Origin of the sequence: Streptomyces sp. LMG1-1-1.1 (genome assembly GCF_040815545.1) — a bacterium.
In the GTDB taxonomy this organism is placed as follows: Bacteria; Actinomycetota; Actinomycetes; order Streptomycetales; family Streptomycetaceae; genus Streptomyces.
Genome location: NZ_JBFPNH010000043.1, coordinates 212,790 through 239,299, shown reverse-complemented (window position 1 = coordinate 239,299; position 26,510 = coordinate 212,790). Strand labels below are relative to the sequence as shown.

At 73.1% G+C, this 26,510-nt stretch carries 20 protein-coding genes and 1 pseudogene; 11 read left to right on the top strand and 10 right to left on the bottom strand.

What is annotated here, in order from left to right; genetic code table 11:
- Positions 1 to 95: 95 nt before the first annotated feature.
- A complete protein-coding gene (locus tag MRBLMG1_RS25150; protein WP_367826369.1) occupies positions 96 to 1,616 on the bottom strand; it encodes a glycosyl hydrolase family 18 protein in 1,521 nt (506 codons plus the stop codon).
- Positions 1,617 to 1,863: 247 nt separating this feature from the next.
- On the opposite strand from MRBLMG1_RS25150, the gene MRBLMG1_RS25145 reads away from it, so the two are divergent.
- From MRBLMG1_RS25145 to MRBLMG1_RS25135, 3 genes are all read left to right on the top strand, one after another.
- Entirely contained in the window at positions 1,864 to 2,655 is a 792-nt protein-coding gene (locus MRBLMG1_RS25145) for an NPP1 family protein (RefSeq protein WP_414721641.1), read from the top strand.
- 84 nt (positions 2,656 to 2,739) lie between these two features.
- Positions 2,740 to 4,746, top strand: coding sequence for a CASTOR/POLLUX-related putative ion channel (locus MRBLMG1_RS25140; protein ID WP_367826367.1), 2,007 nt, complete (start codon positions 2,740 to 2,742; stop codon positions 4,744 to 4,746).
- Between the two features lie 120 nt (positions 4,747 to 4,866).
- A complete protein-coding gene (locus tag MRBLMG1_RS25135; protein WP_367826366.1) occupies positions 4,867 to 6,948 on the top strand; it encodes a pectinesterase family protein in 2,082 nt (693 codons plus the stop codon).
- Positions 6,949 to 6,976: 28 nt separating this feature from the next.
- Here the strand turns inward: MRBLMG1_RS25135 and MRBLMG1_RS25130 are convergent, their stop codons facing one another.
- From MRBLMG1_RS25130 to MRBLMG1_RS25115, 4 genes and pseudogenes are all read right to left on the bottom strand, one after another.
- Positions 6,977 to 7,744 carry a class I SAM-dependent methyltransferase gene (locus MRBLMG1_RS25130; RefSeq protein WP_367826365.1) on the bottom strand — a complete coding sequence of 256 codons (768 nt, stop codon included), beginning with the start codon at positions 7,742 to 7,744 and terminating at the stop codon, positions 6,977 to 6,979.
- A gap of 112 nt (positions 7,745 to 7,856) precedes the next feature.
- The gene (locus MRBLMG1_RS25125; protein WP_367826364.1) at positions 7,857 to 10,898 is read right to left on the bottom strand and encodes a helix-turn-helix transcriptional regulator; all 3,042 of its coding nucleotides are present in this window, start codon (positions 10,896 to 10,898) and stop codon (positions 7,857 to 7,859) included.
- 99 nt (positions 10,899 to 10,997) lie between these two features.
- On the bottom strand, positions 10,998 to 11,891 hold the full coding sequence (locus tag MRBLMG1_RS25120; protein ID WP_367826363.1) for an alpha/beta hydrolase family protein: 894 nt from the start codon (positions 11,889 to 11,891) through the stop codon (positions 10,998 to 11,000).
- 186 nt (positions 11,892 to 12,077) lie between these two features.
- Positions 12,078 to 12,443: pseudogene (locus MRBLMG1_RS25115) on the bottom strand (DsbA family protein); the annotation flags it as partial.
- Here MRBLMG1_RS25115 and MRBLMG1_RS25110 point away from each other — a divergent pair.
- Both MRBLMG1_RS25110 and MRBLMG1_RS25105 read left to right on the top strand, forming a co-directional pair.
- Complete coding sequence (locus tag MRBLMG1_RS25110; RefSeq protein WP_367826362.1) at positions 12,354 to 12,557, top strand: hypothetical protein; 204 nt, start codon at positions 12,354 to 12,356, stop codon at positions 12,555 to 12,557. The pseudogene MRBLMG1_RS25115 and the gene MRBLMG1_RS25110 overlap by 90 nt on opposite strands.
- Before the next feature lie 40 nt (positions 12,558 to 12,597).
- Positions 12,598 to 13,731, top strand: a complete 1,134-nt coding sequence (locus MRBLMG1_RS25105; protein WP_367826361.1) for an FAD-dependent monooxygenase — start codon at positions 12,598 to 12,600, stop codon at positions 13,729 to 13,731.
- Between the two features lie 153 nt (positions 13,732 to 13,884).
- On the opposite strand, the gene MRBLMG1_RS25100 is transcribed toward MRBLMG1_RS25105, so the two are convergent.
- Positions 13,885 to 15,195 carry a hypothetical protein gene (locus MRBLMG1_RS25100; protein ID WP_367826360.1) on the bottom strand — a complete coding sequence of 437 codons (1,311 nt, stop codon included), beginning with the start codon at positions 15,193 to 15,195 and terminating at the stop codon, positions 13,885 to 13,887.
- Between the two features lie 160 nt (positions 15,196 to 15,355).
- On the opposite strand from MRBLMG1_RS25100, the gene MRBLMG1_RS25095 reads away from it, so the two are divergent.
- Positions 15,356 to 15,925 (top strand): DinB family protein, encoded by a 570-nt coding sequence (locus tag MRBLMG1_RS25095; protein ID WP_367826359.1) that lies wholly within the window; start codon positions 15,356 to 15,358, stop codon positions 15,923 to 15,925.
- A 96-nt stretch (positions 15,926 to 16,021) separates the two neighbouring features.
- A complete protein-coding gene (locus MRBLMG1_RS25090; RefSeq protein WP_367826358.1) occupies positions 16,022 to 16,579 on the top strand; it encodes a hypothetical protein in 558 nt (185 codons plus the stop codon).
- Between the two features lie 18 nt (positions 16,580 to 16,597).
- On the opposite strand, the gene thpR is transcribed toward MRBLMG1_RS25090, so the two are convergent.
- Positions 16,598 to 17,263: an RNA 2',3'-cyclic phosphodiesterase gene (gene thpR / locus MRBLMG1_RS25085; RefSeq protein ID WP_367826357.1), complete on the bottom strand. Its 666-nt coding sequence runs from the start codon at positions 17,261 to 17,263 to the stop codon at positions 16,598 to 16,600.
- 173 nt (positions 17,264 to 17,436) lie between these two features.
- Positions 17,437 to 19,671: a catalase/peroxidase HPI gene (gene katG, locus MRBLMG1_RS25080; protein WP_367826356.1), complete on the bottom strand. Its 2,235-nt coding sequence runs from the start codon at positions 19,669 to 19,671 to the stop codon at positions 17,437 to 17,439.
- 258 nt (positions 19,672 to 19,929) lie between these two features.
- On the opposite strand from katG, the gene MRBLMG1_RS25075 reads away from it, so the two are divergent.
- Entirely contained in the window at positions 19,930 to 20,340 is a 411-nt protein-coding gene (locus tag MRBLMG1_RS25075) for a Fur family transcriptional regulator (RefSeq protein ID WP_367826355.1), read from the top strand.
- A gap of 91 nt (positions 20,341 to 20,431) precedes the next feature.
- Here the strand turns inward: MRBLMG1_RS25075 and tpx are convergent, their stop codons facing one another.
- Complete coding sequence (tpx, locus tag MRBLMG1_RS25070; RefSeq protein ID WP_367826354.1) at positions 20,432 to 20,932, bottom strand: thiol peroxidase; 501 nt, start codon at positions 20,930 to 20,932, stop codon at positions 20,432 to 20,434.
- Between the two features lie 240 nt (positions 20,933 to 21,172).
- Between tpx and MRBLMG1_RS25065 the strand changes: the two genes are divergently transcribed.
- A complete protein-coding gene (locus tag MRBLMG1_RS25065) occupies positions 21,173 to 22,453 on the top strand; it encodes an RICIN domain-containing protein (protein WP_367826353.1) in 1,281 nt (426 codons plus the stop codon).
- 112 nt (positions 22,454 to 22,565) lie between these two features.
- Here the strand turns inward: MRBLMG1_RS25065 and MRBLMG1_RS25060 are convergent, their stop codons facing one another.
- Entirely contained in the window at positions 22,566 to 23,345 is a 780-nt protein-coding gene (locus MRBLMG1_RS25060) for an AraC family transcriptional regulator (protein WP_367826352.1), read from the bottom strand.
- Positions 23,346 to 23,463: 118 nt separating this feature from the next.
- On the opposite strand from MRBLMG1_RS25060, the gene MRBLMG1_RS25055 reads away from it, so the two are divergent.
- The gene (locus MRBLMG1_RS25055; RefSeq protein WP_367826351.1) at positions 23,464 to 24,363 is read left to right on the top strand and encodes a sulfite exporter TauE/SafE family protein; all 900 of its coding nucleotides are present in this window, start codon (positions 23,464 to 23,466) and stop codon (positions 24,361 to 24,363) included.
- 50 nt (positions 24,364 to 24,413) lie between these two features.
- Complete coding sequence (ligA, locus tag MRBLMG1_RS25050; protein WP_367826350.1) at positions 24,414 to 26,489, top strand: NAD-dependent DNA ligase LigA; 2,076 nt, start codon at positions 24,414 to 24,416, stop codon at positions 26,487 to 26,489.
- The last annotated feature ends 21 nt before the right edge of the window (positions 26,490 to 26,510 follow it).

Sequence of the window (26,510 nt, the reverse complement as noted above, 5' to 3'; positions counted from 1 at the left end):
AACCGTATCGTCTAGTTGATTGGCCCGCCGAACGCCGAGGGGCGTGCCCGACGGGATGCGTCGGACACGCCCCTGGCTGGGCGAGGAGGCGGGGATCAGCAGGCGCCGAGGTCCTGCCAGACGCCCCACTGGCCGGTGGTGCCGGGCTCTTCGCCGGTCGTCCACCACTTGGCCTTCCAGGTGTGGCCCTTGTGGGAGACCTGCTGGCCGCCGGTGTAGACGGCGGTGGTGACCCACGGGCTCGCGGTGCACTGGCTGACGCCGCCGGTGACGGTCAGGGTGAAGACGGCGGAGTGGGCGGCGGACGGCCCCGAACCGTTGACGACGATCTGGTAGGTGCCGGAGACGGCCGCCGCGGTGGTGGCGACGGTCAGCGTGGCGGAGCCGCCGGCCGTGACCGAGGTGGGGCTGAGGGAAGCGGTCACGCCGGCGGGGAGGCCGCTGACGCTGAGGGCGACGGTCTGGGCGGCGCCGGCCGTGACCGCGGTCTTGACCGTGGTGGAGGTGGCGGAGCCCGCGGCGACCGTGGCGTTCGCGGGGGTCGCCGTCACCGAGAAGTCGTCGGTCGGGGCCGTGGTGCCGCTGGTGAACGGACTGAAGACGTGGGAGAAGTCCCAGGTGTTCTGCTGGATGCCGGAGCAGTTGTCGGCGGCGGCGCCGCCGGGGCAGCCGCCGTTGTCGCGCTGGAGCGCCCAGAACGAGAGCGTGTTGATGCCCTTGGAGACCGCCCAGTCGTACACCGTGCGGGCGTTGGCCAGGGTGAACGTCTCGGCCGGGCCGAAGTCGTCGACGCCGATCATCTCGGTGATGCCGACCATGCCCCAGAGCTGCGCGGGCGTCTTGGCCGGGTACAGCTTGGCGAGCTGGTCGTAGAGGCCCTGGGCCGCCGTCTTGGTGTCGGCGGCCATGTCGTGGGCCGCGTTGTCGTAGTAGTCGAAGGTCATCATGTTGACGACGTCGACCTTCGCGCCGTTGGCCACGGCGTTCTTCAGCACGGCGAGACCGCTGGCGGCGAGGCCGTGGGTGGTCGTCGGCAGGGTGTACGAGATCTGGATCCGGCGGCCGTTGGCCGCGGCCCAGTCCTGGAGGACCTTGATGGCCTTGTTCCGCCGGTCGATGCCGGCGGTGTCGTCCAGCGAGTCGACCTCGATGTCCATGTCGAGCCGGGTGACGTCGTAGGTCGTGATGACCTTCTGGTAGACGGCGGCGATCTGGTTGACGTCGGTGCAGCTGTCCGCGATCTCGGTGCCGGTGGTGTCCGCCGTGTACCCGCCGAAGGAGGGGATGACGTCGCCGCCGCGGGACTGGATCGTCTTGATGTCGGCGCCGAAGGAGGCCGGGGCGATCGGCGTGCCGGAGTCGCCGTTCCAGTACGCCGTGCACGACCCCTTCGTCGCCGTCTGGAGGAACGCCATCGTGAGGTGCTTGGCCCCGGACTGGGCGCTGAGGGCCGCCGGGCTCTCCCCGGTCCACGCCTCGAAGTACGGGGCGAAGACGTGCTCGGGGAGCGGGGTCGCCGCCTGGGCGGGGGCGGTGGCGACCGTGGCCAGGCCCAGGGCGGCCACGGCGGTCGCGACCCCGGTGAGGGCCGAACGGAGCGAACGTACGCGTCTCATGGGAATCCAATGACGTGGGGGAGTGCGCCGACATGCCTGCCGCGCACGGTTGTCGGCATAGGAAGTAGCCCGGCCGTCAGGGGCACGTCAATGGCCTGGACCAAAGTTGGACTAGACCAATTCGCCGTTTCGTTGCGTGGTGCATCCAGCGGGCGTGGGCCCGTCTGGTGCGATGCGCCGGGGCTCCCGGATTGGTCCAGTGAGCCACGGGCGTGATCTGTGCATGCCAATATGGGCTTCCCGCACCATGCCTCCGACCCAAGGGGACGTAGTGAAGACACCGGCGTACGTCACCAGGGGCGCCCTCGCCCTCACCGGGGCCCTCGCCCTTCTCATCGCCCTGCCGAGCAGCGCCCTCGCAGCCCCGCCCACCGCCCTGCCCGCCAACGCCGACGGTCTGGAACAGACCTTCCAACCGGCCTTCGACTACGACACGGACGGCTGCTACCCCACCCCCGCCATCGGCCCCGACGGCACGCTCAACGGCGGCCTCAACCCGTCGGGAGCCCTCAACGGCCAGTGCCGCGACGCCTGGGACCTCACCAACACCAACGGCTACGCACGCTCCAAGTGCAACAACGGCTGGTGCGCCATCCTCTACGGCCTCTACTTCGAGAAGGACCAGGCCGTGCCCGGCAGCAGCCTCGGCGGCCATCGCCACGACTGGGAACACGTCGTCGTCTGGGTGCAGAACGACCAGGCCCAGTACGTCTCCACCTCGGCCCACGGCAACTTCGTGATCAACGGCCGTGACCGCATCCGCTGGGACGGCACCCACCCCAAGGTCGTCTACCACAAGGACGGCATCGGCACCCACTGCTTCCGCCCCGCCAACACCAACGACGAACCGCCCGAGAACCACCAGCACACCTGGCAGTTCCCGAGCCTCGTCGGCTGGAACGGCTACCCCGCGGGCCTGCGCGACAAGCTGAGCCAGGCCGACTTCGGCAGTGCCGTCTTCGGCCTCAAGGACGGCAACTTCGCCGCCCACCTCGCCAAGGCCAAACCGGCCGGCATCACCTTCGACCCGTACGCCTGACCCCCACCCCGGACACTGATCACGAAGGGATGAACCTGGCGCGATGGCGCCCCGCCCGTCACGGCCGGGCGCCACGCTGCTGACGTGCGCACAGAAGGCAGCAAGGTGGTTCCACAGCAGCGGAACCACGCACAGGGATCCGGCACGGGCAGGGCCGTCACACCACCCGCACCCCCCGGACGGCCCCCGAACCGGACCGACACCACCGAGGCACGCCTCCGCTACTGGTTCGACACCGTCCTGACCCGCGGGACACCCGCGCTCGTCGGCTGGCTGGCCCTCGCCTGCCTGCTGCTCGTCGTCCCCGTCAGCGTCCTGCTGGTGTGGACCGACGACCGTGCCCCCGCCTCCCTGAACTCCCGCATCGCGGCCGTCTGGAGGAACACCGGACAGACCCTCCGCCTCGGCGGCGAAGTCGGCCCACCGCTGCGCGTCGCCCTCTCCGTCCTCCTCGCCCTCATCGCCCTCCTCTACGTCTCCACCCTCGTCAGCCTCATCACCACCGGCATCACCGACAAGCTCATCGCCCTCAACAAGGGCCACTCCACCGTCCTGGAACGCGGGCACACCGTCGTACTCGGCTGGTCCGAGCAGATCCCCACCGTCGTCGCCGAACTCGTCACCGCCCAGGTCGCCGCCGCCAGGCGCGGCCGGAGCGTCGTCACCGTGCTCGCCGACCGCGTCAAGACCGCGATGGAGGACGAACTCCGCGCGGCCGTCGGCGCCACGGGCCGCACCCGGGTCATCATCCGCACCGGCAGGCCCGCCGACCCCACCGCGCTCGCCCGCGTGAGTCCCGCCGCCGCGGAGTCCGTGCTCGTCCTGCCCCGGGACAGTCCCCGCGACGACGCCGAGACCGTGAAGACCCTGCTGTCCCTCACCGCCGCCGCCGGGGACGAACACCCGGTGCGCGTCATCGCCGCCGTACGAGGCGACCGCCACCTCACCGCCGCCCGCCTCGCCGGCGGCACCCGGGCCACCGTCCTGCACACCGACGACATCGCCGCCCGGCTCCTCGTCCAGTACGCGCGCACCCCCGGACTCTCCCTCGTCCACCAGGAACTCCTCGACTTCGCCGGCCACGAGTTCCACACCCTGCCCGCACCCGGACCGGCCGGACTGACGTTCAAGAAGGCCTCCGCCCGATGTCCGCGGTCGTGCGGAGTCGGCCTGGTCCGCGGCGACGGAACCGTCCTCCTCAACCCGCCCGCCGACACCCCGCTGGAACCGGGCGACCGCCTCCTCGTCGTCGCCGAGGACACCGACACCACCCATCCCGCCGACCCTCCGGTCCCCTACGACCCGACCGCCGTCGCCACGCCCCCGCCCCCGGCACGCGCCGCCCCCGAGCGGTACCTCCTCCTCGGCTGGAACCGCCGCGCGCCCCGCATCGCCGGCCGACTGGCACGACGCACACCCCCCGGCTCCACCCTCGACGTCGTCGCCGAACCCACCGCGGCGACCGTCACCGCCGTCCGCACCGCCGCCGAAGCCGTCGCCCACCGCCTCCCGCTCCGCCACCACCGGGGCGACCCCAGCCGGCCCGAAACCACCGCCGCACGGGACCTCACCGGCTACGACGCCGTCATCGTGCTCGGCCCCGACCGCCGCCGAGGCCACGAAGACCCGGACGACCACACCCTCGTCACCCTCCTCCACTTACGGGAACTGCAGCGCCACAGCGCGCACCCCGTCCCCGTCGTCGCCGAACTCACCGACGACCGCAACCACCTCATCGCCCCCCGGGCCGCCGCGGCCGACTTCCTCGTCAGCGGCAGGACCATCGGCCTCCTCATGACCCAGATCTCCCAGAACCCCCACCTCGCCGCCGTGTTCCAGGAGCTCTTCGCCACCGACGGCAACTCCGTCCACCTCCACCCCGCCGCCCGGTACGTCGCCACCGGCCGCCCCACCTCCTTCGCCACCGTCGTGGAATCCGCCGCCCGCCAAGGCGCCACCGCCATCGGCTACCGCTCCCACCGACACGCCGCCACCGCCCCCCACCACGGCGTACGCCTCAACCCCCCGAAGGCCCACGTACGCCACTGGGACCCCGCCGACCAGGTCGTGGTCATCGCACCGGACGACTGACCGGGGCCGGCCGCCCGACCGGCCGCGAGGGGGCGGCAACCTTTCCCGTCACGGCGGCGACTCACTCACCGGTCGCCCCTCCGGGGCAGAGCCACCCCCCACTGACGGAAGGACCACGACGTGAGTGAGACCCCCGGCAGGGCCAGGCACCGGCGGAGCGGAAAGGCGTGGGCGATCGGCGTTCCCGCGGTCCTCGCCGCGGCCGGAGTGCTGGCGTACGGCACGGCGTTCGGAGTGTTCGGCGGGGACGCGAGCCCGCGGGCCGGGGCCGCCGACGCGCCGGCTTGGGCGCGGGCCGCCGCCGACGGGTTCGCTTCGGTGAACGCCCTCGGGCAGAACGGGACGTACGGAGGGCGGGACGGGGCGACGGTCACCGTACGGAGCCTCGCCGACCTGGAGAAGTACGCCACCGCGCCGGAGCCCTACGTCATCGTCGTCGCCGGGACGATCACGATGAACCCCGTCGGCAAGGAGATCAAGGTCGCCTCCGACAAGACGATCGTCGGCTCGGGCACCGCCGGGCACATCGTCGGCGGGGGATTCTTCCTCGGCGCGGGCGTCCACAACGTCATCATCCGGAACCTGACGATCCGTGACGCCTACCAGGGCATCTGGAACGACAAGGAGCACGACTTCGACGCCGTGCAGATGGACGGCGCGCACCACGTGTGGATCGACCACAACGACCTGCGGAACATGGCCGACGGGCTCATCGACAGCCGCAAGGACACGACGTACGTCACCGTGTCCTGGAACAGGCTGAGCAACAACAACAAGACCTTCGGGATCGGCTGGACCGAGAACGTCACGGCCGACCTCACCCTCCACCACAACTGGTTCCGGGAGACCGAGCAGCGCAACCCGTCGGCCGACAACGCCGCCCACGCGCACCTCTACAACAACCTCCTCCAGGACGACGCCGGTACGGCGATCACCTCGGCCTACGGCAACTACGCACGCGGCAACACCCGCATGCTGCTGGAGAACAGCTACTTCCAGGGCGTGAACAACCCGGTGATCAAGGACGCCACGGCCGGCCTCGTCCAGCGCGGCAACCTCTTCTCCGGCACCACCGGCCGCAACGAGAGCGGCGGCACGGCCTTCGACCCGAGGACCTCCTACCCGTACACCGCCGACCCGGCGGCCGACGTGCCCGCTCTGGTCAAGTCCGGTGCCGGGCCCCGCAGCTCCATCGGCACGACGGCGACGGCGACGGCGACCGCGACGGCCACGGCCGCCGCGGCCACGACCCTGACCGTCGCCAAGGACGGCAGCGGCCGGTTCACGAGCGTGCAGAAGGCCGTCGATGCCGTCCCGGCGGGCAACACCTCCCGGGTCGTGATCCGCCTCGCCCCCGGCGTCTACCGCGAGACCGTGAAGGTCCCCGCGAACAAGCCCCACGTCACCATCGAGGGCACCGGCGGCAGCCGCAAGGACACCCTCATCGTCGAGGGCCACGCCTCCGGGACGCCCAAGCCCGACGGCTCGGGCACGTACGGCACCGGCGGCAGCGCCACCGTCGCGGTCGAGGCCGACGACTTCCAGGCCCGCAACCTCAGCATCTCCAACGACTTCGACGAGGCGGCCAACCAGGCACTGAACGGCCATCAGGCGGTCGCCCTCAGGACGGCCGGAGACCGGATCGTCCTCGACGGCCTCATCGTCAGCGGAGACCAGGACACCCTCCTCCTCGACACCGCCGCCCGCGACCGGATCGGCCGCGTGTACCTGAGCAACTCCTACGTCATCGGCAACGTCGACTTCGTCTTCGGCCGCGCCACGGCCGTCATCGACCGGTCCGTCCTCACCCTGAAGAAGCGCTGGGACGGCACCTCGGCCGGCTACCTCACCGCACCGAGCACCGCCGCCGGCCGCAACGGCCTCCTCATCACCCGCTCCACCGTGAACGGCGACGTGGCCCCCGGCAGCTTCCACCTCGGCCGTCCCTGGCACGCGGGCGGCGACGCGACCCTCGACCCCCAGACCACCGTCCGCGACAGCGTCCTCAGCGCCGCCGTGAAGACCACACCGTGGACGGACATGGGCGGCTTCTCCTGGAAGTCCGACCGCTTCGCCGAGTACCGCAACACCGGCCCCGGAGCGGGCCCCGCCGGCCCCGACCGCCCCCACCTCACGGACGCCCAGGCCGCCGTCCAGGACACCGCGCACTGGCTCGGCGACTGGACCCCGACGAACGGCTGACGGCCTTCGCACCACTTTCCCCGGTGACCTACGCGGGGGTTTCCGGCTTGCGCGCCTCGATCAGGGTCCGCGCGGAGTGGGCCACGAACGGCCCCTCCGCGCGGATCCGCGCGTCCAGCTCGCGCAGCCGGGACAGCTCCCCGTCGACCGTGAACCCCGGCACGATCCAGATGACCTTGCGCAGGAACCAGACGACGGCACCGATGTCGTGGAACTCCATGCGCAGCCGCTCGCTCCGGACGTCCACGACGTCGAGACCGGCCGCACGCGCCCCCGCCGCCTCGTCGTCCGGGCGCCGGGCCCTGGCCGCCTCGGGCTGCGGCCCGAGGAAGTACTCGACGAGTTCCCATACGCTGGCCGGCCCGACGTGCTGGGCCAGGTAAGTGCCACCGGGCCGCAGCACCCGGGCGATCTCCGCCCACCACACGGTGACCGGGTGCCGGCTGGTGACGAGATCGAAGGCCGCGTCGCCGAACGGCAGCGGAGGCCTATCGGGATCGGCGACGACGACCACCCCCCGCGGGTGGAGCAGCCGGGTGGCCCGAGCGATGTTCGGCGGCCACGCCTCCGTCGCCGCCATCGCCGGAGGGAGCACCGGCACCCCGGCCAGGACCTCCCCGCCGCCCGTCTGGACGTCGAGACCGGCCGAGGCCCGTGCGAGCCGCTCGCCGAGCAGCTGCCGGTAGCCCCAGGAAGGCCGTTCCTCCGTCGCGCGTCCGTCGAGCCAGGAGAAGTCCCAGCCGTCGACCGACGCCTCGGAGGCTTCCGCGATGAGTTCTTCGAAGGAGCGTGTCATCCCCTGATCATCGGCCCGGGGATGACCACCTGCGAGCGGTTTACGCGCGGCGCGGCGCGCGGTGGAGCGACGGGGGATGGGGAGTGACGGGGCCCGCCGCCGTGACGGCGGGCTACCGCCCGCCGGATCCCGCCGCTCCCGCCTCCCGCTCCGCGTCCCACCCGCCCACCACGGCGGGCAGTTCGACCCGGGAACGGATGCCGAGCCGGGCGAAGACGCCGCGGAGGTGGTGGTCGACCGTACGGGGACTGAGCGAGAGGTGGTCGGCGACCTCCTGGTTGGTGGCGCCGCGCGCGACGAGACGGGCGATGCGCTGCTGCTGCGGGGTGAGCTCGCCCGGCCCTCCCGGGGCCGTGGCGCCGCCGGACGCGCCGCCCGTCGCGCGGAGTTCGGAGCGCGCGTGCTCGGCCCACCCTCCGGCCGCCGCCCGCTCGAAGGTGACGAGCGCGTCGCGCAGCGGACCACGCGCGTCCCCCGGACGCCGACGGCGCCTCAGCCACGTGCCGTAGGCGAGGAGGGTACGGGCCCGCTCGAAGTCGTTGCCGCAACCGTCGTGGCGGCGCACGGCCTCACCGAACCAGTACGCCGGCCCCTCGCCCTTCGCCAGGAGCGCCCGGCAGCGGGCCAGCTGGGCCGGTGCCGGACCGTCGACGCCCAGGGCGGCCCACGCCGCGTACTCCTCGGCCGCCTCCAGGGCCTCGGCCTTCCGGCCCGCCGCGACGGCGGCCTCGACGAAACACGGCACGGCCAGCATGCGCAGCGCGAAATGACCACCACGCGGACCGGGCCGCACCAGCGGTACCAGGCGCGCGGTCGCCTGGTCGGCCAGACCCCGGCCCAACTCGGCACGGGCCAGTGCCCACTCGGCCAGCGTCGCCGCCTGCACCAGACCGTGCGGGCCCGCCGTGGCGAGCGCCCGCCCCGCGTGCTCGGCCACCGCGGGCCCGTCACCCGCCACCGACGCCACCAGGGCCAGTACGGCGTGCTGATGCGCGGCCACATTGTGCTGCCCCGTCGCCTCCGCCGCCCGCAGCCCCTCACGTGCCGTACGCGCCGCCCTGCTGTACCGCCCGGCCCGGAGCTCGGCGTAGGCGAGCTGCTCGAGCGCCCGCGGCAGCAGGCCCGTCCTTCGCTCCGCCCTGGCCCGGGACAAGGCCCGCGCGTGCACCCGCGCCGCCGCGGCGGTGTCCCCGAGCACCAGCGCGGCCGAACCGGCCCGCAACAGCAGCCGCGGATCATCCGCCACGCCGTCCCGCGCGACCACCCGCGCCAGCGCCGTCCGCCCCTCTTCGAGCCGTACCGACAGAGCGGCACTCAACCCGTCGGCGAAGTCCCGCTCCGTACCCCGCACCTCCTCCCCGCCGTCGAGGGCCGCCAGACACCCGGCGACATCACCCCCCGCCCACGCCGCCTCCATCGCCAGGAACCGTGCATCGGACGCCTCCACCGGCGCCCGCCCCCGCAGCAGCTCCGCCGCCTGCAGCAGCGCCTCGAACGCGTCCCCCACCGGCCCCCCGGCCAGCGCCGCGAGCCCGCGCACCACCTGCGCCCGCCCCCGGACCAGCGGCGACAACGCCCGCACGGCGGCTGACGCCCCCAGCCGGTCCACCCGATGGCCCTCGCCCCGCACGAGGGCGGCACCCGGCACTGTGCCGGATGCCGGGTGGGGCGATTCCGGCGCCGGGCTGGATGCCGCGTGGGGCACAGGTCGGGCCGTGCCTGGCGCCCGGCGTGAGGTGGGGGAGACCGCACTGGGTGCCGGGCCGGACGCCGGGCCGGATGCCAGGACGCCCGCACCCGCGGCCGGGCCGCCTGCCGTGCCCGCCGCCGGGCCGGCCGCGGTGCGAGTTGTGGGCCCGCCCGCCGTCCCCGCCGCCGGGCCGCCTGCGGTGCGAGTCGTCCCGCTCAAGGAGTCGGCCGCCGGACCTCCCGCCGCAGGGGCCGTACCCGCGATCGGACCCGCCTCGCCCCGACTCGGCCGGGCCGAGGCGAGCGCGGCACGCCCGAGGAACGGGTCCTGGAAGCCGAGCACCCCGCCCCTGCGGCACAGCAGCCCGTCCGCGACCAGCCCCTCCAACGGCTCCACCGGCGTGCGCGCCCCACGGGCCCCGGAGGGGAGGGCGCCGACACCCATCCCGTACGCCCCGACCATCGCATCGCCGACCCCGGCGCGGCCGGTCAGGGCCATCACGGCGACCGTGGTGAGCAGGCGGCGGGAGGCCGACGGGAGACGGTCGAGAAGCCCTCCGTACACCTCGGAGAGGACGTCGTCGTCGACGGCGGGCAGCGGCAGAGGTACCGTTCCCGCGAGCTGAGCGGCAGTCAGGCGCCGGACCGCCGCGGTGAGGACGCCCGGGTGCCCGGAAGACTCGTCGAGCACCCGCTCCTCGACGTGGGCCGACGGGCCGCCCGCCGGGCACAGGTCACGCAGCAGGGCCCGCGCACCGGCCGGGGTCAGCCTGCCCAGCCGTACGGTCTCCGCCCCCGGCACGTCCGGGAGCCGGTGGTGACGGGCGGCCGATACGAGCCATGCCACCCGGAACGGCGGGCCCGGTTCGCGCCCGCCGTTCTCCCGCCAGGTCGCGGTGAGGGCGGCCCGGGAATGCGCGTCCCACAGGTGGAGATCGTCGACGCAGATCAGTACGGGACCGGACCCGACGGCAGGGGAGCGGCCGACGGACGCGAGGCCGGCGGGCCCGGCATCGCAATCGGGCTCGGAGCCGGAGCCGGCCCCAGAACCGGGACCGGAACCATCGGCACCGGAATCGGACCCGGCCCGGACCAGGGCAGTGGCATCCGCTTCCGCCTCGGCCACGAGGGCCGCCACGGCCCGGCCCAGCCCGCCCTCGCCCCGCGCCTGGCGGAGCGCCCGGCGTCCGGCGGCAGGGGTGGGCGCGAGGGCCGCGAACAGTGCGCGTGCCGCGCTCCAGGGCCCGCGGTGCGGGGGCGCGGCGACCAGGTACCCGGTGCCGGGAAAGGCATGGCACGCGTGGGCGAGGACGGTGGTGCGCCCCTCGCCGGGGTTCCCGGTGACGAACAGCACGCCGGGGGACCCCGTGGCGGCACGGGCCGACAGGCGGGCCACGGCGGCGAGTTCGGCCGTGCGGTCGTGGAGCCGCGGGCCAGGGGCGGCGGCATGGGTCGATCCGCTCACGGCGGTCACGTTACCGACCCGTAGGAGGCCGCGGAAGCTTCCCGGTCCTGGGCAGTGGCCCAGAACCGGGAAGCGGGCGCTGTGACGCCGCACAGAGCGTCAGGAGCCGTGCGGGCAGGTGCCCCGGTACTCGTCGATCGTGAGACTCGGCCGCGGCAGCGGGCAGAGGAACTGCTCGTAGCGGGTGTCGTCGTCGATGAAGCGCTTGAGCCAGGAGAGGCTGTACTTCGCGATCGTCGTGTTGGACGAGTTCGGAGTGAAGTGCGTGGCGCCGTTCAGCTCCAGGTACGCCTTGTCCAGCGAGCCGGGGAGGGTCTCGTAGAAGGGCTCGGCGTGGGTGGCGACGGGCGCGATCGTGTCGCCGTCCGCACCGATGACGAGGGTGGGCGTGGTGATCTCGGGCCACGTCTTGTCCGTGTTCCACGGCGTGAGCGGGACGGCGGCCTTGAGCGACGGCCGGCTCTTGGCCGCTTCGAGGCTCCCGCCGCCGCCCATGGAGTGCCCCATCACACCGAGCCGGGTCGCGTCGACCCGCCCCCGCACGGCGCTCCGCTGCGTCAGGTAGTCGAGCGCGGCCAGGAGCTGCCGGCCGCGGCTGTCGGGCTGGTCGAGCGTGGTGAGCGTGTCGATGGTGAACACCACGAAGCCCTGCGAGGCGAGTCGCGGCCCCAGCCACGCGATCGACGACTGGTACGCGGTGAACCCCGGCGCGATCACCACCGCGCCGAACGTACCGTCGCCGGTCGACGTGGGGTAGTAGATCGTGCCCCCACCGAAGCCGGTAACGGCCAGCGACGAGACGCCGGTCTCGGAGACCGCGTACGAGCCCCGCAACGCCTCGGTGCTCGCGTCGGTCGGCGCGGGCCCCCGCTCGTACGGATTCACCCCGGCCTCGGAAATGCCCACCGGAGCCGTCTCGGCGGCCTGGACGCCGGGTGCGAGCAGCAGGGTCAGGCAGGCGGCGGCCACGGCCGCGCCGATGTGTCGTGTCACGACGGAGTCGTCCTCTCGTGTCGTGGGCGGCCGTCGTCCCCCTCTCGGGACACCGGCCGCGCCGTGATCTGGCCCGGCCACTGTCCGGGCAGCACGACACGAGGGCATCGGCAGAACCACCGGTGTTCGCCGGGCGCGTCCCGGCACTCGGCGCCGCCGGGGACCGGCGCGCCGGGAACGCGCCCCTCAGGCCGACACCTCGGCGCGCTCGCGGGCCGTGCGCACGGCGGCGGACAGGGTCGCGATGTCGTAGGCACCCTGGTGCCGACGCCCGTTGACGAAGAACGAGGGCGTGCCGGCCACGCTGCTGAGTTCGGCGGACTCGACGTCCTCGGCGACCCGGGCGGCCCCGAGCCGGTCGTCCAAATCCCGTTCGAACCGGGCCGTGTCCAGGCCGACGAGCTCCGCGTACCGGCGCAGATCCTCGGTGCAGAGCGCGACCTGACGGTCGATGAGCAGGTCGTGCACCTCCCAGAAGCGTCCCTGGAGCGCGGCGGCCTCCGCCGCCTCCGCGGCGAGCTGGGCATGGACGTGGACATCGGCCAGCGGCAGGGCGCCCCCATTGCGGGAAGGCGGGGCGGGATGCCGGGCACCGGTATCGGATACCGGGAACCGGGAACCCGGGGACGCACGGGGCAGGGCGGGCGGGGTGTGATCATGAAGTGATCGGAACCGTACCCCCGTTCACGCTTTGGAGAGATCACCGATGGCATCAGCCCTGCGCGTCCTCATCAACGGCGGAGGAATCGGCGGGCTCGCGCTCGCCACCGCCCTGGCCCGGCGCGGCCACACCGTGGAGGTCGCCGAGATCCGTGCCGAGCCGACCGCGCTCGGCGTCGGCATCATCCAGCCGTCGAACGCGCTGCACGTCATGGGTGAGCTGGGGGTGCTCGACGAGTGCCTCGCGGCGGGGTACGCCTGGGAGTTCCTGACGATCGCGGACCCCGCGGGGAACACGCTGGCGCGGATACCGCAGCCGCGCATGGGCGACGCCCCGCCGAGCAACGGCATTCCGCGGGCCGCGCTCGCCGAGATCCTCGGGGGCGCCGCCGCCGCGGCCGGTGCGCGGGTCCGGTCCGGCACAACAGTCACCGAGCTCGACGACGACGGTACGGGCGTCACGGTCACGCTCTCCGACGGCACCACCGGGCGCTGGGACCTGGTCGTCGGCTTCGACGGCATCGGATCGCCGCTGCGCACCCGGTTGTACGGGGACCGGTACACGCCCGCGTACACCGGCTTCGCCAACTGGCGTGCCACCGTGCCGCGACACCCCGACGTGCGCGGTGTGGTGATGGCGACGGCCGGCCAGGAGGCGAAGGCGCTGCTCACCCCGATCACCGACGAACTGATGTACCTGGGCGCCGTGTTCGCTGAAGTCGAGGACTTCCGTCCCGACCCGGAGCGGGCGCACGAGGAGCTCGCCAAGCGGCTCGCCCCGTTCTCCGGCCCGGTCGCGGAGGCGCTCGCCGCGGTCACCGACCCGTCCGCCGTCGTGTACTCCCGTATCTCCCAGGTCACCGTGGACGAGCCGTGGCACGTGGGCCGTGTCGTCCTCGCCGGCGACGCGGCCCACGCCTCCACCCCGCACCTCGCCCAGGGCGCGGCGATGGCCGTCGAGGACGCGCTCGTGCTCGCCGAGTCCCTGGACACCGCCGACTCGGTGCCGGCCGCCCTGGAGGCCTGGGAGTCCCGCCGCAGGCCCCGGGCGATGTGGGTGCAGGCCATGTCCCGCGCGGTCCTCAAGCAGGAGATGGGCGCACCGACCACCCCCGAGGAGGACGCCCTCCTCGAGGTCGGCATCCCCGGCGCGGCACACGTACTGGCGAAGCCCTTCTAGGCGGCCGTGAGCTCCCCGTGACCCGTGACCCGTGACCCGTGACCGGTGAGCCGTGACCGGTGACCCGTGACCGGTGAGCCCTGACCCCTGACCTGCGATCCGTGATCGGGGTCAGGGCTCAGGGGAGCTCGCCGGGGACCTGGCCCCGTCGGGTCAGGCCGGGTTCTTGACGTCGCCGACGTAGGTCGACGCGCCGACGCAGTCGCGGACCTCGTAGCGGGGCGCGACCGTTCCGGTCCAGCGGAGGAAGCCGGTGGGGCCGGTCGCGGTGCTCATGTCCATGAAGCGGCAGCCTTCGTAGAGGACCTTGCCGTAGGTGGTCGCCGAGGCGCCCGTCGTCACCTGGTGCGAACCCATGAGCGCGCAGTCGACGTAGCGGACCATCGGGCCGCGCGAGCCGTTCGCCTCGAAGTCGTAGACGTGCGTGACGGCGCTCGGGGCCCACGACTTGAAGCTGTGCGCGGTGTCGTCGCACGAGACGAAGGTGACGTTGCCCTTGTACCACCGGGAGTCGATCACCTTGTGGCCCGTACCGCGCAGCTCGAAGCGGATGCCCTGCGCGTACAGGCGCATGACGGAGTCGGCGCGGGTGCCGGCGTCGGCGGTGAGCTGGAAGAAGGTGCCGGTCGACGCGGTGTCCGTGAGGATGTAGGAGCCGCCGGTGAAGTTCATCGAGCCGCCGCGGGTGTTCTTCACGAACACGCCCGACTGGTACTCCACCTTGCAGTCGCGGAACCAGTAGTTGAGGAACTGGTCCTGCTGGCTCGCGGTCGGGGTCATGCCGATGACGAGGAACGCGTCGGAGTAGGAGCCGCCCACCTGGCAGTGGTCCCAGCCCATCTCGCTGTTGAGGTTGGACGTCGTGGCCGGACCGTCCAGGCCGATGCCGCGCTTCCAGCTGCCGCGCCATTCCACGTCCGTGTACCAGGTGTCCTGGACGCCGTACGTGGCCGAGGAGTACGCGTAGCAGAAGCTCGACGTGGCGTTGGTGCTGGTGAAGGTCAGACCGGAGATCCGGATGTTCTTGTAGCGCTGGTAGTTCGTCCACAGCGTCGTGTCGTCGGCGGTCGGGGCGTACACGATCCGCGAGAGGCGCTTGCCGTAGCCGGTGATCGAGAGGCCGTCGACGATCCCGCCGTTGCCCTCGCCGTTGACGTTCGGCAGCAGGGAGTCGGGCTGCGTCAGCAGGTACGTGCCCGGCGGAATGACCAGGACCTTCTTCGGGATCGCGCCCGAGATCGGATCCGGCTGGAACGAGGCGAGGACCTCCGCGGCGGCCGCGCGGAAGGCGGCGTCGCTGGCCGTGGCGCCCGTCGGGTCCGCGCCCTTGCTGATGACGTCCACGCTGTACGGGTCGTCACCGGAGCCGGCCGCGTACGCGGTCCCGCCACCGGCCACCACGGCCCCCGCCGCGACCCCCGCACCGGCCGTCGCCATCCCGCGGATGACGGAACGGCGGTCCATGCTTCCGGTCATTGCTTGCCCCCAAAAGTAATGATCATGTGAAAGACACGCCATACGATCACGACTGTCGTGACGACGCAAGATCACTTTCCCGCCCGTCGGCGGCCGTTCGGGAAGTCCGTGTGAAACTCGCTGGCGGGCCCGCCGCAGCTGGACGATCATGCGAGGCATGAGCGACGAACCCGCGCGTTGGACCCAGGCGACCGTGTACCCCGACATGTGGGCCGACCCCGACGACGACCCCCGCAACAGGGACAGCAGCAGCCCGGACGGCGAACGGGCCACGCTGCTGGAGTTCCTGACGGACTACCGCATCACGCTGCGCCTGAAGTGCGAGGGCCTCGACCCGGAACAGCTGGCCCGCCGCTCCGTTCCGCCGTCGACGATGTCCCTGCTCGGCCTCCTGCGCCACCTCGCCGAGGTCGAACGCGACTGGCGCAACTGGATCACCGACGGTGAACCGCTGCCGAAGCTGTACGGCCGGCGCGACGCCGACTTCCACGGAGCCGTCGCCGAACAGGCCGTCGTCGACGCCGCGTACGCCGATCTCGCACGCGAACAGGCCGCCACCGACGCCGCGATCGCCGGCTTCGCGGACCTGGGCGAGCGCGTCGGCGAGGACGACATGGCGATACGCGAGCTGATGGTGCACATGATCGACGAGTACGCCCGCCACTGCGGACACGCGGACCTGCTCCGCGAGTGCGTCGACGGCCGCGTCGGCCAGTAGGAGGCCCGTCCACGCGCCGGGCCGGTTTCACTCGTCATGGTGGACCCGGGCCGTGCCGTCCCCGGCGGGTGGGGCGACTCGGGCAGCGTGGGCGCCATGCAGCCCCGTCGCACCACGCTCGCCCTGCTCGTCGTACTCCTCACCAGCGGATGCGTGGCCGTTCCGCGTCCCGCCGCACCGGCTCCACCGGCCCGGCACGCCGACCTCGCACCGGACGCCGAGCGCGCGCCCGCACCCCTGCCGGCCTGGCCCGTGCCCACACCCGCCGCCGCCCGCGAGGCCCTCACCGACACGGACACCGGCACCGGTCCACGGCCCGACGCCCGTGAGGCCGCACCGGCCGCCCGCCCCGCGGCACCGGCACCGGCCGTCGACCGGGCGGCCGGAGGGTCGGCCGTCCGTCCGCCCGCTCGTCGGGCGGGCCCGAACCCACCGCACACCGCGCCGAAACGGGCGGGGAAGCCTGCCCCCGGGACGTCCGGTACCCGGGCGGCCACACCCCGTACTCCGCAGCGGAACCGCACCGTTCCCTCGGGCCGTCAGCAGCGGACGACCGGCCTGCCGCCCGAGATGCGCCGACTCTGCCGTGAGGCCGAGGGCATCCAGGCGCCCATGGGCGCCGCCGACCTCTGCCGCGGGATGTACGGCCGCTGACCTCCCGGGCCGAGAGGCTCAGCGCCCGGCGAAGCTCCAGGAACGGATGTCCCGGTAGCGGATCGGCCCGGGCCCGCGGCCGAAGTCGCTGCCGACCAGGTGGAGGCGCTCGGTCGGCCAGGGGCGGCCGGCGAAAGCGGAGAGACCGGCGGCGGCCGCCACCACACTCGTCGGGTCGTCGCGGCGGGCGCGGGCCAGCGTGAGGTGGGGCCGCAGGGGACGCTCCTCGAAGGGGATGCCGCACTCCCTGACCACGGCGCGCACGCCGGTGGCGAGCCGGTGCAGCGCGTCGAGCTCTCCGTCGATCCCGCTCCACAGCACCCGCTCGTCGAAGTGCCCGCCGCCGCGCAGCGACAGCTCGACCGGGGGCAGGGACGCGGCGAGGCCGGCCAGCGGTGCCTGGAGCCGCGGTACGACCTCGACCGGGAGCTCCCCGAGGAACGCCAGGGTGATGTGCCAGTCCTCGATGCGGTTCCACCGCATCCGGGGGTACGCGTCGTAGGCGGGGCGCAGCGCCCGTGCCAGCTCGTCCTTCGCCTCGTCGGGCGGGGCGAGGGCTATGAACACGCGCGCGGTCGACGCCCGGGGGTCCTCACCCGGGCGGAGATCCTGGCGGACGTCGGGGCGGACGTCCGGGCCGAGGGCGGTGCGACGCTCCGTGTCGCTGCCCGGCAGATCGGTCATCGTCCGTTCCCTACTCGCGGTGCCACCGGCACCGTGCGCGGTGAGCCGTGATGAGGCGAGCGTATGCCGTGGCCGGAGGGGGCCGTGCGCCGGGGCGCGCATCGGCCGACCGACGGGGCCGGCCGGCCGATGCGGTGGAGCAGGCGCCGGGGGCGTCAGCGCCCGGTACGCCCTCAGGCGATGTCGAACCGGTCCAGGTTCATCACCTTGTCCCACGCCGCTACGAAGTCCTCCACGAACTTCTCCTTCGCGTCGTCGCTCGCGTAGACCTCGGCGACCGCGCGGAGCTCGCTGTTCGAGCCGAACACGAGGTCGGCGCGGGTGCCCGTCCACTTGACCGCGCCGGTGGCGGTGTCGCGGCCCTCGAAGGTGCTCTGGTCCTCGGAGGTGGACGTCCACTCCGTGCCCAGGTCGAGCAGGTTGGCGAAGAAGTCGTTCGTCAGCCTGCCGGGCGTCTCGGTGAGGACACCGAGCGAGGACTGCTGCTGCGTCACGCCGAGGACACGCAGGCCGCCGACGAGCACCGTCAGCTCCGGGGCGCTCAGGGTGAGCAGGTTCGCCCGGTCGATGAGCAGGTACTCGGCCGGGAGGCGGTTGCCCTTGCCCAGGTAGTTGCGGAAGCCGTCCGCGGCCGGCTCCAGGGCGGCGAAGGACTCGACGTCCGTCTGCTCCTGGGAGGCGTCCACGCGGCCCGGGGTGAACGGGACCTCGACGGTGTGGCCGGCGTCCGCGGCGGCCTTCTCGACGGCCGCGACGCCGCCGAGGACGACGAGGTCGGCGAGGGAGACCCGCTTGTCGCCGGTCTGCGCCGAGTCGAAGGAGTCCTTGACGCCCTCGAGGACGCGCAGCACCTGCGCCAGCTCGTCCGGGTTGTTGACCTCCCAGGCGCGCTGCGGCTCCAGGCGGATGCGGCCGCCGTTGGCGCCGCCCCGCTTGTCGCTGCCGCGGAAGGAGGACGCGGCGGCCCAGGCCGCGGAGACCAGCTGCGTGACCGTGAGGTCGGAGGCGAGGATCTTCTCCTTGAGGGAGGCGATGTCCCCGGCGTCGACGAGCCCGTACGTGCGCGCCGGCAGCGGGTCCTGCCAGAGGAGCTCCTCGGACGGGACCTCGGGGCCGAGGTAGCGCGCCACCGGGCCCATGTCGCGGTGGGTGAGCTTGTACCAGGCGCGGGCGAACGCGTCCGCGAACTCCGCCGGGTTCTCGTAGAAGCGCCGCGAGATGGGCTCGTAGACCGGGTCGAAGCGCAGCGACAGGTCCGTGGTGAGCATCGTCGGGAGGTGCTTCACAGCCGGGTCGTACGCGTCCGGGATGACCGCCTCGGCGTTCTTCGCCACCCACTGGTGGGCACCGGCCGGGCTCTTGGACAGCTCGTACTCGTACTCGAAGAGGTTCTTGAAGAAGCCGTTGCCCCACTGGGTCGGCGTCGTGGTCCAGGTGACCTCGAGGCCGCTGGTGATGGCGTCGGGGCCCTTGCCGGTACGGAAGGAGTTCTTCCAGCCGAGGCCCTGCTGCTCCAGCGGCGCCGCCTCCGGGTCGTCGCCCACGTTCTCCGCGGGACCGGCGCCGTGGGTCTTGCCGAAGGTGTGACCGCCCGCGATCAGGGCGACGGTCTCCTCGTCGTTCATCGCCATGCGGTGGAACGTCTCGCGGATGTCGCGGGCCGCGGCGATCGGGTCCGGGTTGCCGTTCGGGCCCTCGGGGTTGACGTAGATGAGGCCCATCTGGACCGCGCCGAGCGGGTTCTCCAGCTCGCGGTCGCCGGAGTAGCGCTCGTCGCCGAGCCAGGTGGTCTCGGGACCCCAGTACACGTCCTCGTCGGGCTCCCACACGTCCGCGCGGCCACCGGCGAAGCCGAAGGTCTCGAAGCCCATCGACTCCAGGGCGACGTTGCCGGTGAGGATCATGAGGTCGGCCCAGGAGATGTTCCGGCCGTACTTCTTCTTGACCGGCCACAGCAGTCGGCGGGCCTTGTCCAGGTTGCCGTTGTCCGGCCAGCTGTTCAGCGGCGCGAAGCGCTGCTGGCCGGCACCGGCCCCACCGCGGCCGTCGCTGATGCGGTACGTGCCCGCGCTGTGCCAGGCCATCCGGATCATGAACGGGCCGTAGTGGCCGAAGTCGGCGGGCCACCAGTCCTGCGACGTGGTGAGGACCTCCTCGATGTCCCGCTTCACGGCGGGGAGGTCGAGGCTCTCGAAGGCCTCGGCATAGTCGAAGTCCTCGCCCAGCGGGTTGGCCACGGCGGGGTTCTTCGCGAGGATCTTCAGGTTGAGCCGGTTGGGCCACCACTGGCTGTTGCCGCCGCCCTGGGTCGGATGGGCGGCGCGGTCGTGCGCGACCGGGCAGCCGCCCCCGCCCTCCGTCTTCGCGTCTACGACGATTGCGTCGTGGTTCTCAGCGTTCTCAGACATGGGAATCCTTCCGGACCAGCCGCGGCCTCGTCGACGCGGGACCGGTCGTATGGGTGGGACCAGTCGTATGGGGACGGCCCGTCGCGCGGGCGGGGGCCACTCCGAGGGATCGGTCCTTCACGTCTCCGTCTCCCGCCGTGCTGGAGTCTTCCTGTCCCTTGGCCATCAACGAAACCGATCCTACGATGGACGTAGTCCAAGTCAAGAACCACGCCAAACTCCTGTCCGAGAACCGCCGAATCGACGAGGTGAACCGACGTGAACGACTTGCTGGAGCGACTGCGCGCGCGGGGCTGGCGGATGACGTCCCAGCGGCGGGTCGTCGCCGAGGTGCTCGCCGGTGACCATGTGCACCTCACCGCGGACGAGGTCCACGCGCGCGCGGTGGCCCGCCTCCCGGAGATCGCGCGGGCGACGGTCTACAACACCCTCGGTGAACTGGTCGCCCTCGGCGAGGTCGTCGAACTCGCCCTGGACGGGCGCGCCAAGCGCTACGACCCGAACGCGCACCGCCCGCACCAGCACCTGGTCTGCTCCGGCTGCGGGATCATCCGGGACGTCCACCCGGCGGGGGACCCGCTGGACGCGCTCCCGCCCACCGGGCGGTTCGGCTTCGCCGTCTCGAAGGCCGACGTGACGTACCGAGGGCTGTGCCCGGCCTGCGTCTGACGGCGGGAGGCCCAACACGACGCGAGGAGCCCCTCCACCGTGTGCCGGTGGAGGGGCTCCTCGCGTGCGCCGCGGCCGTGGCCGCGGGTGACTACTTCAGGACCGCGAGGGCCGCGTCGTAGCTGGGCTCCTCGGCGATCTCGCCGACCAGCTCGGCGTGCAGGACCTGGTCGTTCTCGTCGAGGACGAGGACGGCGCGGGCGGTCAGGCCGGCCAGCGGGCCGTCCGCGATCTCCACGCCGTAGTTGGTGTGGAACTCACGGCCTCGGAGGGTCGAGAGGTTCTTGACGTTCTCGAGGCCCTCGGCACCGCAGAAGCGCGCCTGGGCGAAGGGCAGGTCGGCGGAGATGCAGAGCACCACCGTGTTGGCCAGATCGCCGGCCTTCTCGTTGAACGCGCGGACCGAGGACGCGCACGTCGGGGTGTCGACGCTCGGGAAGATGTTGAGGACCTTGCGCAGGCCGGCGAAGTCCTTCAGCGACTTGTCCGCCAGCCCCTCGGCGACGAGCGTGAAGTCGGGGGCCTGGCTGCCGGGAGCGGGCAGGGCGCCGTTGACCTGAACCGGGTTGCCCTTCAGCGTGACCTGGGCCATGGAAATCTCCTTCGGACGGTGTAAAGCGCAACGTGGTAACCGGGGGAATCGTACGGCGTACGGACCTGCGGAAACGAAACGGGCACCACCGGAGAGTCACGGCCCCGCACGCAGAGGCGCCGGCCCCCGGGGGCGGACAGGGGTGCCGCAGCCCTTGACGCCCCTTTAATTCACTCCTTAAATCATGGGCGCGATGAAGTGGCTCGACCCGTCCCCCCACACCCCACGGAAGAGAGAGTCATGCCCTCCTCCCGCACGCGCCTGCGACCCCTGACCACCGCGGTCACGGCCCTCACCCTGGCCCTTGCCGTCGCGGCGCTCGGCCCGGGCCCGGCCGGCGCGGCAGGCGACGCCCCCGCCCGGGCGGCCGCCCCCGCCGCCGAGGCCGCCGCCGTCACCTTCTCCGACGACTTCGACGGACCGGCCGGCTCCGCCGTGGACGGCACGCGCTGGCAGATCGAGACCGGCGACAACGTCAGCAACCACGAACGGCAGTACTACACCGCCGGCAACCGCAACGCCGCGCTCGACGGGCAGGGCAACCTGGTCATCACCGCCCGCAAGGAGAACCCGGGCAACTACCAGTGCTGGTACGGCAGGTGCGAGTACACCTCCGCCCGCCTGAACACCGCCGGCCGCTTCACCACCCGGTACGGACACGTCGAGGCCCGCATGAAGGTGCCGCGCGGCCAGGGCATGTGGCCCGCGTTCTGGATGCTCGGCGACGACATCGGCCAGGTCGGCTGGCCGAACTCGGGCGAGATCGACGTCATGGAGAACGTCGGCTTCGAACCCTCCACCGTCCACGGCACCCTCCACGGACCCGGATACTCGGGCTCCGGCGGCATCGGCGCCGCGTACACCCTGCCCGGCGGACAGGCCTTCGCCGACGCCTTCCACACCTTCGCCGTGGACTGGTCGCCGGGCCGCATCACCTGGACCGTGGACGGCGCGGTCTACCAGACCCGCACCCCCACCGATCTCGGCGGCCGGACCTGGGTCTTCGACAAGCCGTTCTTCCTCATCCTGAACCTCGCCGTCGGCGGCTACTGGCCCGGCGACCCGGACGGCTCCACCGCCTTCCCCCAACAGCTCGTCGTCGACCACGTCCGCGTCACCACCACCGACGGCCCCGCCGCCTCCGGCCCGATCACCGGCATCGGCGGCAAGTGCGTGGACGTCGCCGGCGCGAACACCGCGAACGGCACCCCCGTCCAGCTCTACGACTGCAACGGCACCGCCGCCCAGCAGTGGACCGTAGCGGCCGACGGCACCATCCGTGCCCTCGGCAAGTGCCTCGACGTCACCTCCGCCGGAACCGCCGACGGCACCCCCGTCCAACTCTGGGACTGCAACGGCACGGACGCCCAGCGCTGGACCGCCACCACCGCCCGCGACATCGTCAACCCACACTCCGACACATGCCTCGACGCGACGGGCAACAGCTCTGCCAACGGCACACGCCTCCAGATCTGGACCTGCGGAGGCACCGCCAACCAGAAATGGACGGTGACGCGCTGACCGGCCGGCCCGCGGCCGGTTCACGTACGGCCGGCGGCTCCCGCCGGGGCGCCTGCACGGCGAGCCGCGCGACCCCTTCGAGGCCGTCCGGAGCTGAGCGACGACCGGGGTCTCACGCCCGGTGGGCGGTGCGGCTCGCCCCGAAGCGGGACGGGGGGAGACCGAAGGCGCGCGTGAAGGCGGCGGTGAAGGCGGCGGGGGAGGCGTAGCCGAGGCGCCCGGCGACCTCGGTCACCGACGCGGTACGGAGCAGGGGGACGGCGGCGAGGAGCCGGGCGCGGGACCGCCACACGGCGGGGCTCTCGCCGGTCTCCGCACGGAAGCGCCGGGTGAAGGCCCGTTCGCTCTGGGAGGTACGGGCTGCCCAGTCGGTGTTGGTGACGGCGGCGTCCGGCGAGCCGAGGTACGCGCGGCACAGCGCCGCGAGGTCCTCGGAGGCGGGGATGCCGACGTGGAAGGGCAGCGGGGCGCGCGCGGCGATCTCGTGCAGCAGCAGGGTCGCGACGGCGCCCTCCCGCCCGGCCACGCTGTACTCCGCCGGGAACTCCGCAGCGGAGAGCAGCAGTTCCCGCAGGAGCGGCGGGACGTCCACGACCGTGCAGCGGGCCGGCCACCACGGAACGGCGCCGGGTTCCACGTACAGACTGCGGGTGCTCACGCCCAGCATCCGCACCCGGTGGAGGGTGGCGGCCGGGATGAGCACGGCCCGCTCGGGCGGGACGGTCCAGGAGCCGTCGGCCGTGTCGACGACCATCACGCCGGTCGCCCCGTACAGGAACTGCGCGCGCCGGTGCTCGTGCCAGTCGAGGACGTGGCCGGCCGGGTAGTCCGTGCCGATCGGCAGGACGGCCCTGTCGACGTGGTCGACCTCGTCCAGCGGGATGTTCTTCACCGGCCCACCGTAGGCCCTGTCCGGAAAGTCGGCCTGGCCGAGACGCGAAGGAAGTCCGCCGACCATCGCATGCGGGCCCGACCGGTGAACTGGTGGGCTTGGCCCCATGGACACGGACATGGTGGTACTGATCGCGATCGGGCTCCTCACCGGGGCGACGACCGTGCTGTTCGGGTTCGGCGGCGGCTTCGTCGCCGTCCCCGTCGTGGTGTGGGCGGACACCGCCCTCGGCACGGACGCGATCCGCGTGGCCACGGCCACCTCGGCCCTGGTCATGCTGGTCAACGCGGCCTTCGCCACGGCCGTCACCCCACGCCCCGTCCTCCGCACCCTGCGCGGCACCGGGCCGCTCCTGCCCCTGCTCGCCACCGGCGCCTGCCTCGGCGCCTGCGCCACCCGCTTCGCCCCACCCGCCCTCGCCCGCTGGGCCTTCGTCGGCTACATCGCCCTCACGGCCCTCGACCTGCTGCTCCGCCCCGGCTTCCTGCGCCCCTCCGCCGCGCCGCGACGCGAGGCGGGCGGGGTGGACTCGGCGACACGAGCCGGAGAGGGCGGGGCGGACCCCGCGACGCGACCCGAGGCGGGTGAGGGAGACGCCGGTCGGCCGCTGCCCGCCACCGCCGGGCTGCCCATCGGCGCCGTCGCCGCGTTCCTCGGGGTGGGAGGCAGTGTCATGACGGTCCCCGCCATGCGCAGGGCCGGCCACCCGATGCGGCGCGCGACCGCCCTGGCCAACCCCCTCACCCTCGCCATCGCGCTCCCGGCCGCGCTCGTCTCCCTCGTCGGCTCCCCGCCCCTCGCCGCCACGACGGCGCACGCCGGCCTCGTGGGTCTGGTCGACCCGTACGCCGCGGCGGCGCTGCTCCTCGGCGCCGTCCCCGTCATCGCGCTCCTCCGCCGCCGCCCGCCCCGCATCCCGGACCGCACGCACGCCTGGTCCTACATCGGCCTGCTCGCCGTCGTGGCGCTCGCGATGCTGCTGCCGGACCTGGCACCCCGCGCGGGCGTCACCGGCTGAGCGGGCCACGCCCCGCGGCGTTGTCAGTGCCGTGGGCAAGGATGATCCCCATGACGATCACCTCCGCCGAAGAGGCGCGCTCCGGCCTGCCCGGCATCTCAAGCCCCGCCGCGTACGAGGCCGCCGTCGAGCGGCTGCGGGAGGCGTCCCGCACCTACTTCGGCGCGGGCTACAGCCTGATGGACGACGCGACCTACGACCGGCTGCTGGTGACGGTGAAGGCGTGGGAGGCGGAGCATCCCGACGCCGTCGCCGAGGGTTCGCCGACGGCTCGCGTGGCCGACGGTGCCGCGCCGGTCGGCGACGTCGCCCACACCACGCGCCTGCTCAGCCTCGACAACGTCTTCACGCCCGCGGAACTGGAGGCGTGGGGCGCCTCGTTCCGGCGCCGCCTCGGACACGAGCCGACGGGCGGGTTCACCGTCGAGCCGAAGATGGACGGTGCGGCGGTCGCCGCCCGCTACCACGAAGGCCGACTGGTGCGGATCATCACCCGGGGCGACGGTACGCAGGGCGAGGACGTCAGCCACGTCATCGGCTCGATCGTGGGCCTGCCCGAGCGGCTGGCGGAACCGCTCACCTTCGAGGCCCGCGGCGAAGTCCTCTTCACCCAGGAGCAGTTCGACACCGCGAACGAGGTGCGCACGGCGCACGGCGCCGGGGTCTTCGCCAATCCGCGCAACGGCGCGGCGGGCACCCTGCGGGCCAAGGACCGGCCCTACCGCCTGGAGATGACGTTCTGGGCGTACGGCGCGGTCGGCCTCGACGGCGGCGTGTTCCCGCCCGCCGGGGCCACCCACGCGGAGACCCTGGCCGCGGTCGAGCGGGCGGGAGTGCGGACGACGGCCGCGACTCCCGCCGGACTGCACGTGGTGGCCACCCTGGCCGAGGCCCAGCGGAAGGTCGACGCCGTCGCCGCGATGCGCGCCGCCCTGCCGTTCGGCATCGACGGCGTCGTCATCAAGGCCGACAGCGCGGCCGAGCAGGCCGCCGTGGGGCTCGGCAGCCGCTTCCCGTACTGGGCCATCGCCTTCAAGCTTCCCGCCGTCGAACGGCAGACCGTGCTGCGTGACGTGATCTGGGAGGTCGGCCGTACGGGCGTGCTCGCGCCCACCGCGATACTCGAGCCGGTCGAGCTCGACGGCTCCACCGTCACCCGCGCCACCCTGCACAACCCCGCCGACATCCTCCGGCGCGACCTCCACCTCGGCGACACCGTCACGGTCCACAAGGCCGGCGACATCATCCCGCGCGTCCAGGCCGCCGTCGTCGAACTCCGGCCCCAGGACGCCGTACCGGTGCCGCTGCCGGAGGCGTGCCCCCACTGCGGCGGCGAGATCGACCGGAGCCAGGAGCGGTGGCGCTGCGGAAAGGGCACCGCCTGCGCGCTGGCCCCACTGATCGAGTACGCCGCGGGACGCGACATCCTCGACATCGACGGCCTCGGCAGGAAGTACGTCGACGCGCTGATCGCCGGTGGCGAAGTGCGGGACGTCGCCGACCTGTTCACCCTCACCGAGGAGCAGCTCGCGGCCGCGTCCGGCAGCGCCAAGCGGGGCGCGAAGCTGGCCGAGCAGATCCGGCTCGCCAAGTCGCGGCCGCTCAGCCGCGTCTTCTGCGCGCTGGGCATACCGGGCACGGGACGGAGCATGTCCCGGCGCATCGCCGCGCACTTCGGCACGATGGAGGCGATCCGCGCGGCCGACGCGGCCGTCCTCCAGGACGTCGAGGGCATCGGTCCGGAGAAGGCGCCGGTCGTCGTCGAGCAGGTCGCCGCGCTGGCCCCGGTGATCGACAAGCTGATCGCCGCCGGGGTCTCGATGACGGAGCCGCGACAGCAGGGCTCCGAGGAGCCGGTCGAGGGACCCCTCACCGGGAAGACCGTCGTGGTCACCGGGAAGATGACCGGCCCGCTCGACGGCTGGGGGCGCTCCGAGATGGGCGCCCTGATCGAGAAGGCCGGCGGGCGCGTGGGCAGCGGCGTCAACTCGCGGACCACGTACCTGGTCGCCGCACCGTCCGCGAGCGGCAAGCCGAGTTCGAAGGCCGTCAAGGCCCAGGAGCTCGGCGTCGAGGTCCTCACCCCGGAGGACTTCGCCACCCTCGTGGCCGCCTGCCTGGACTGAGCCGCTGCGTGTCGCCGACGG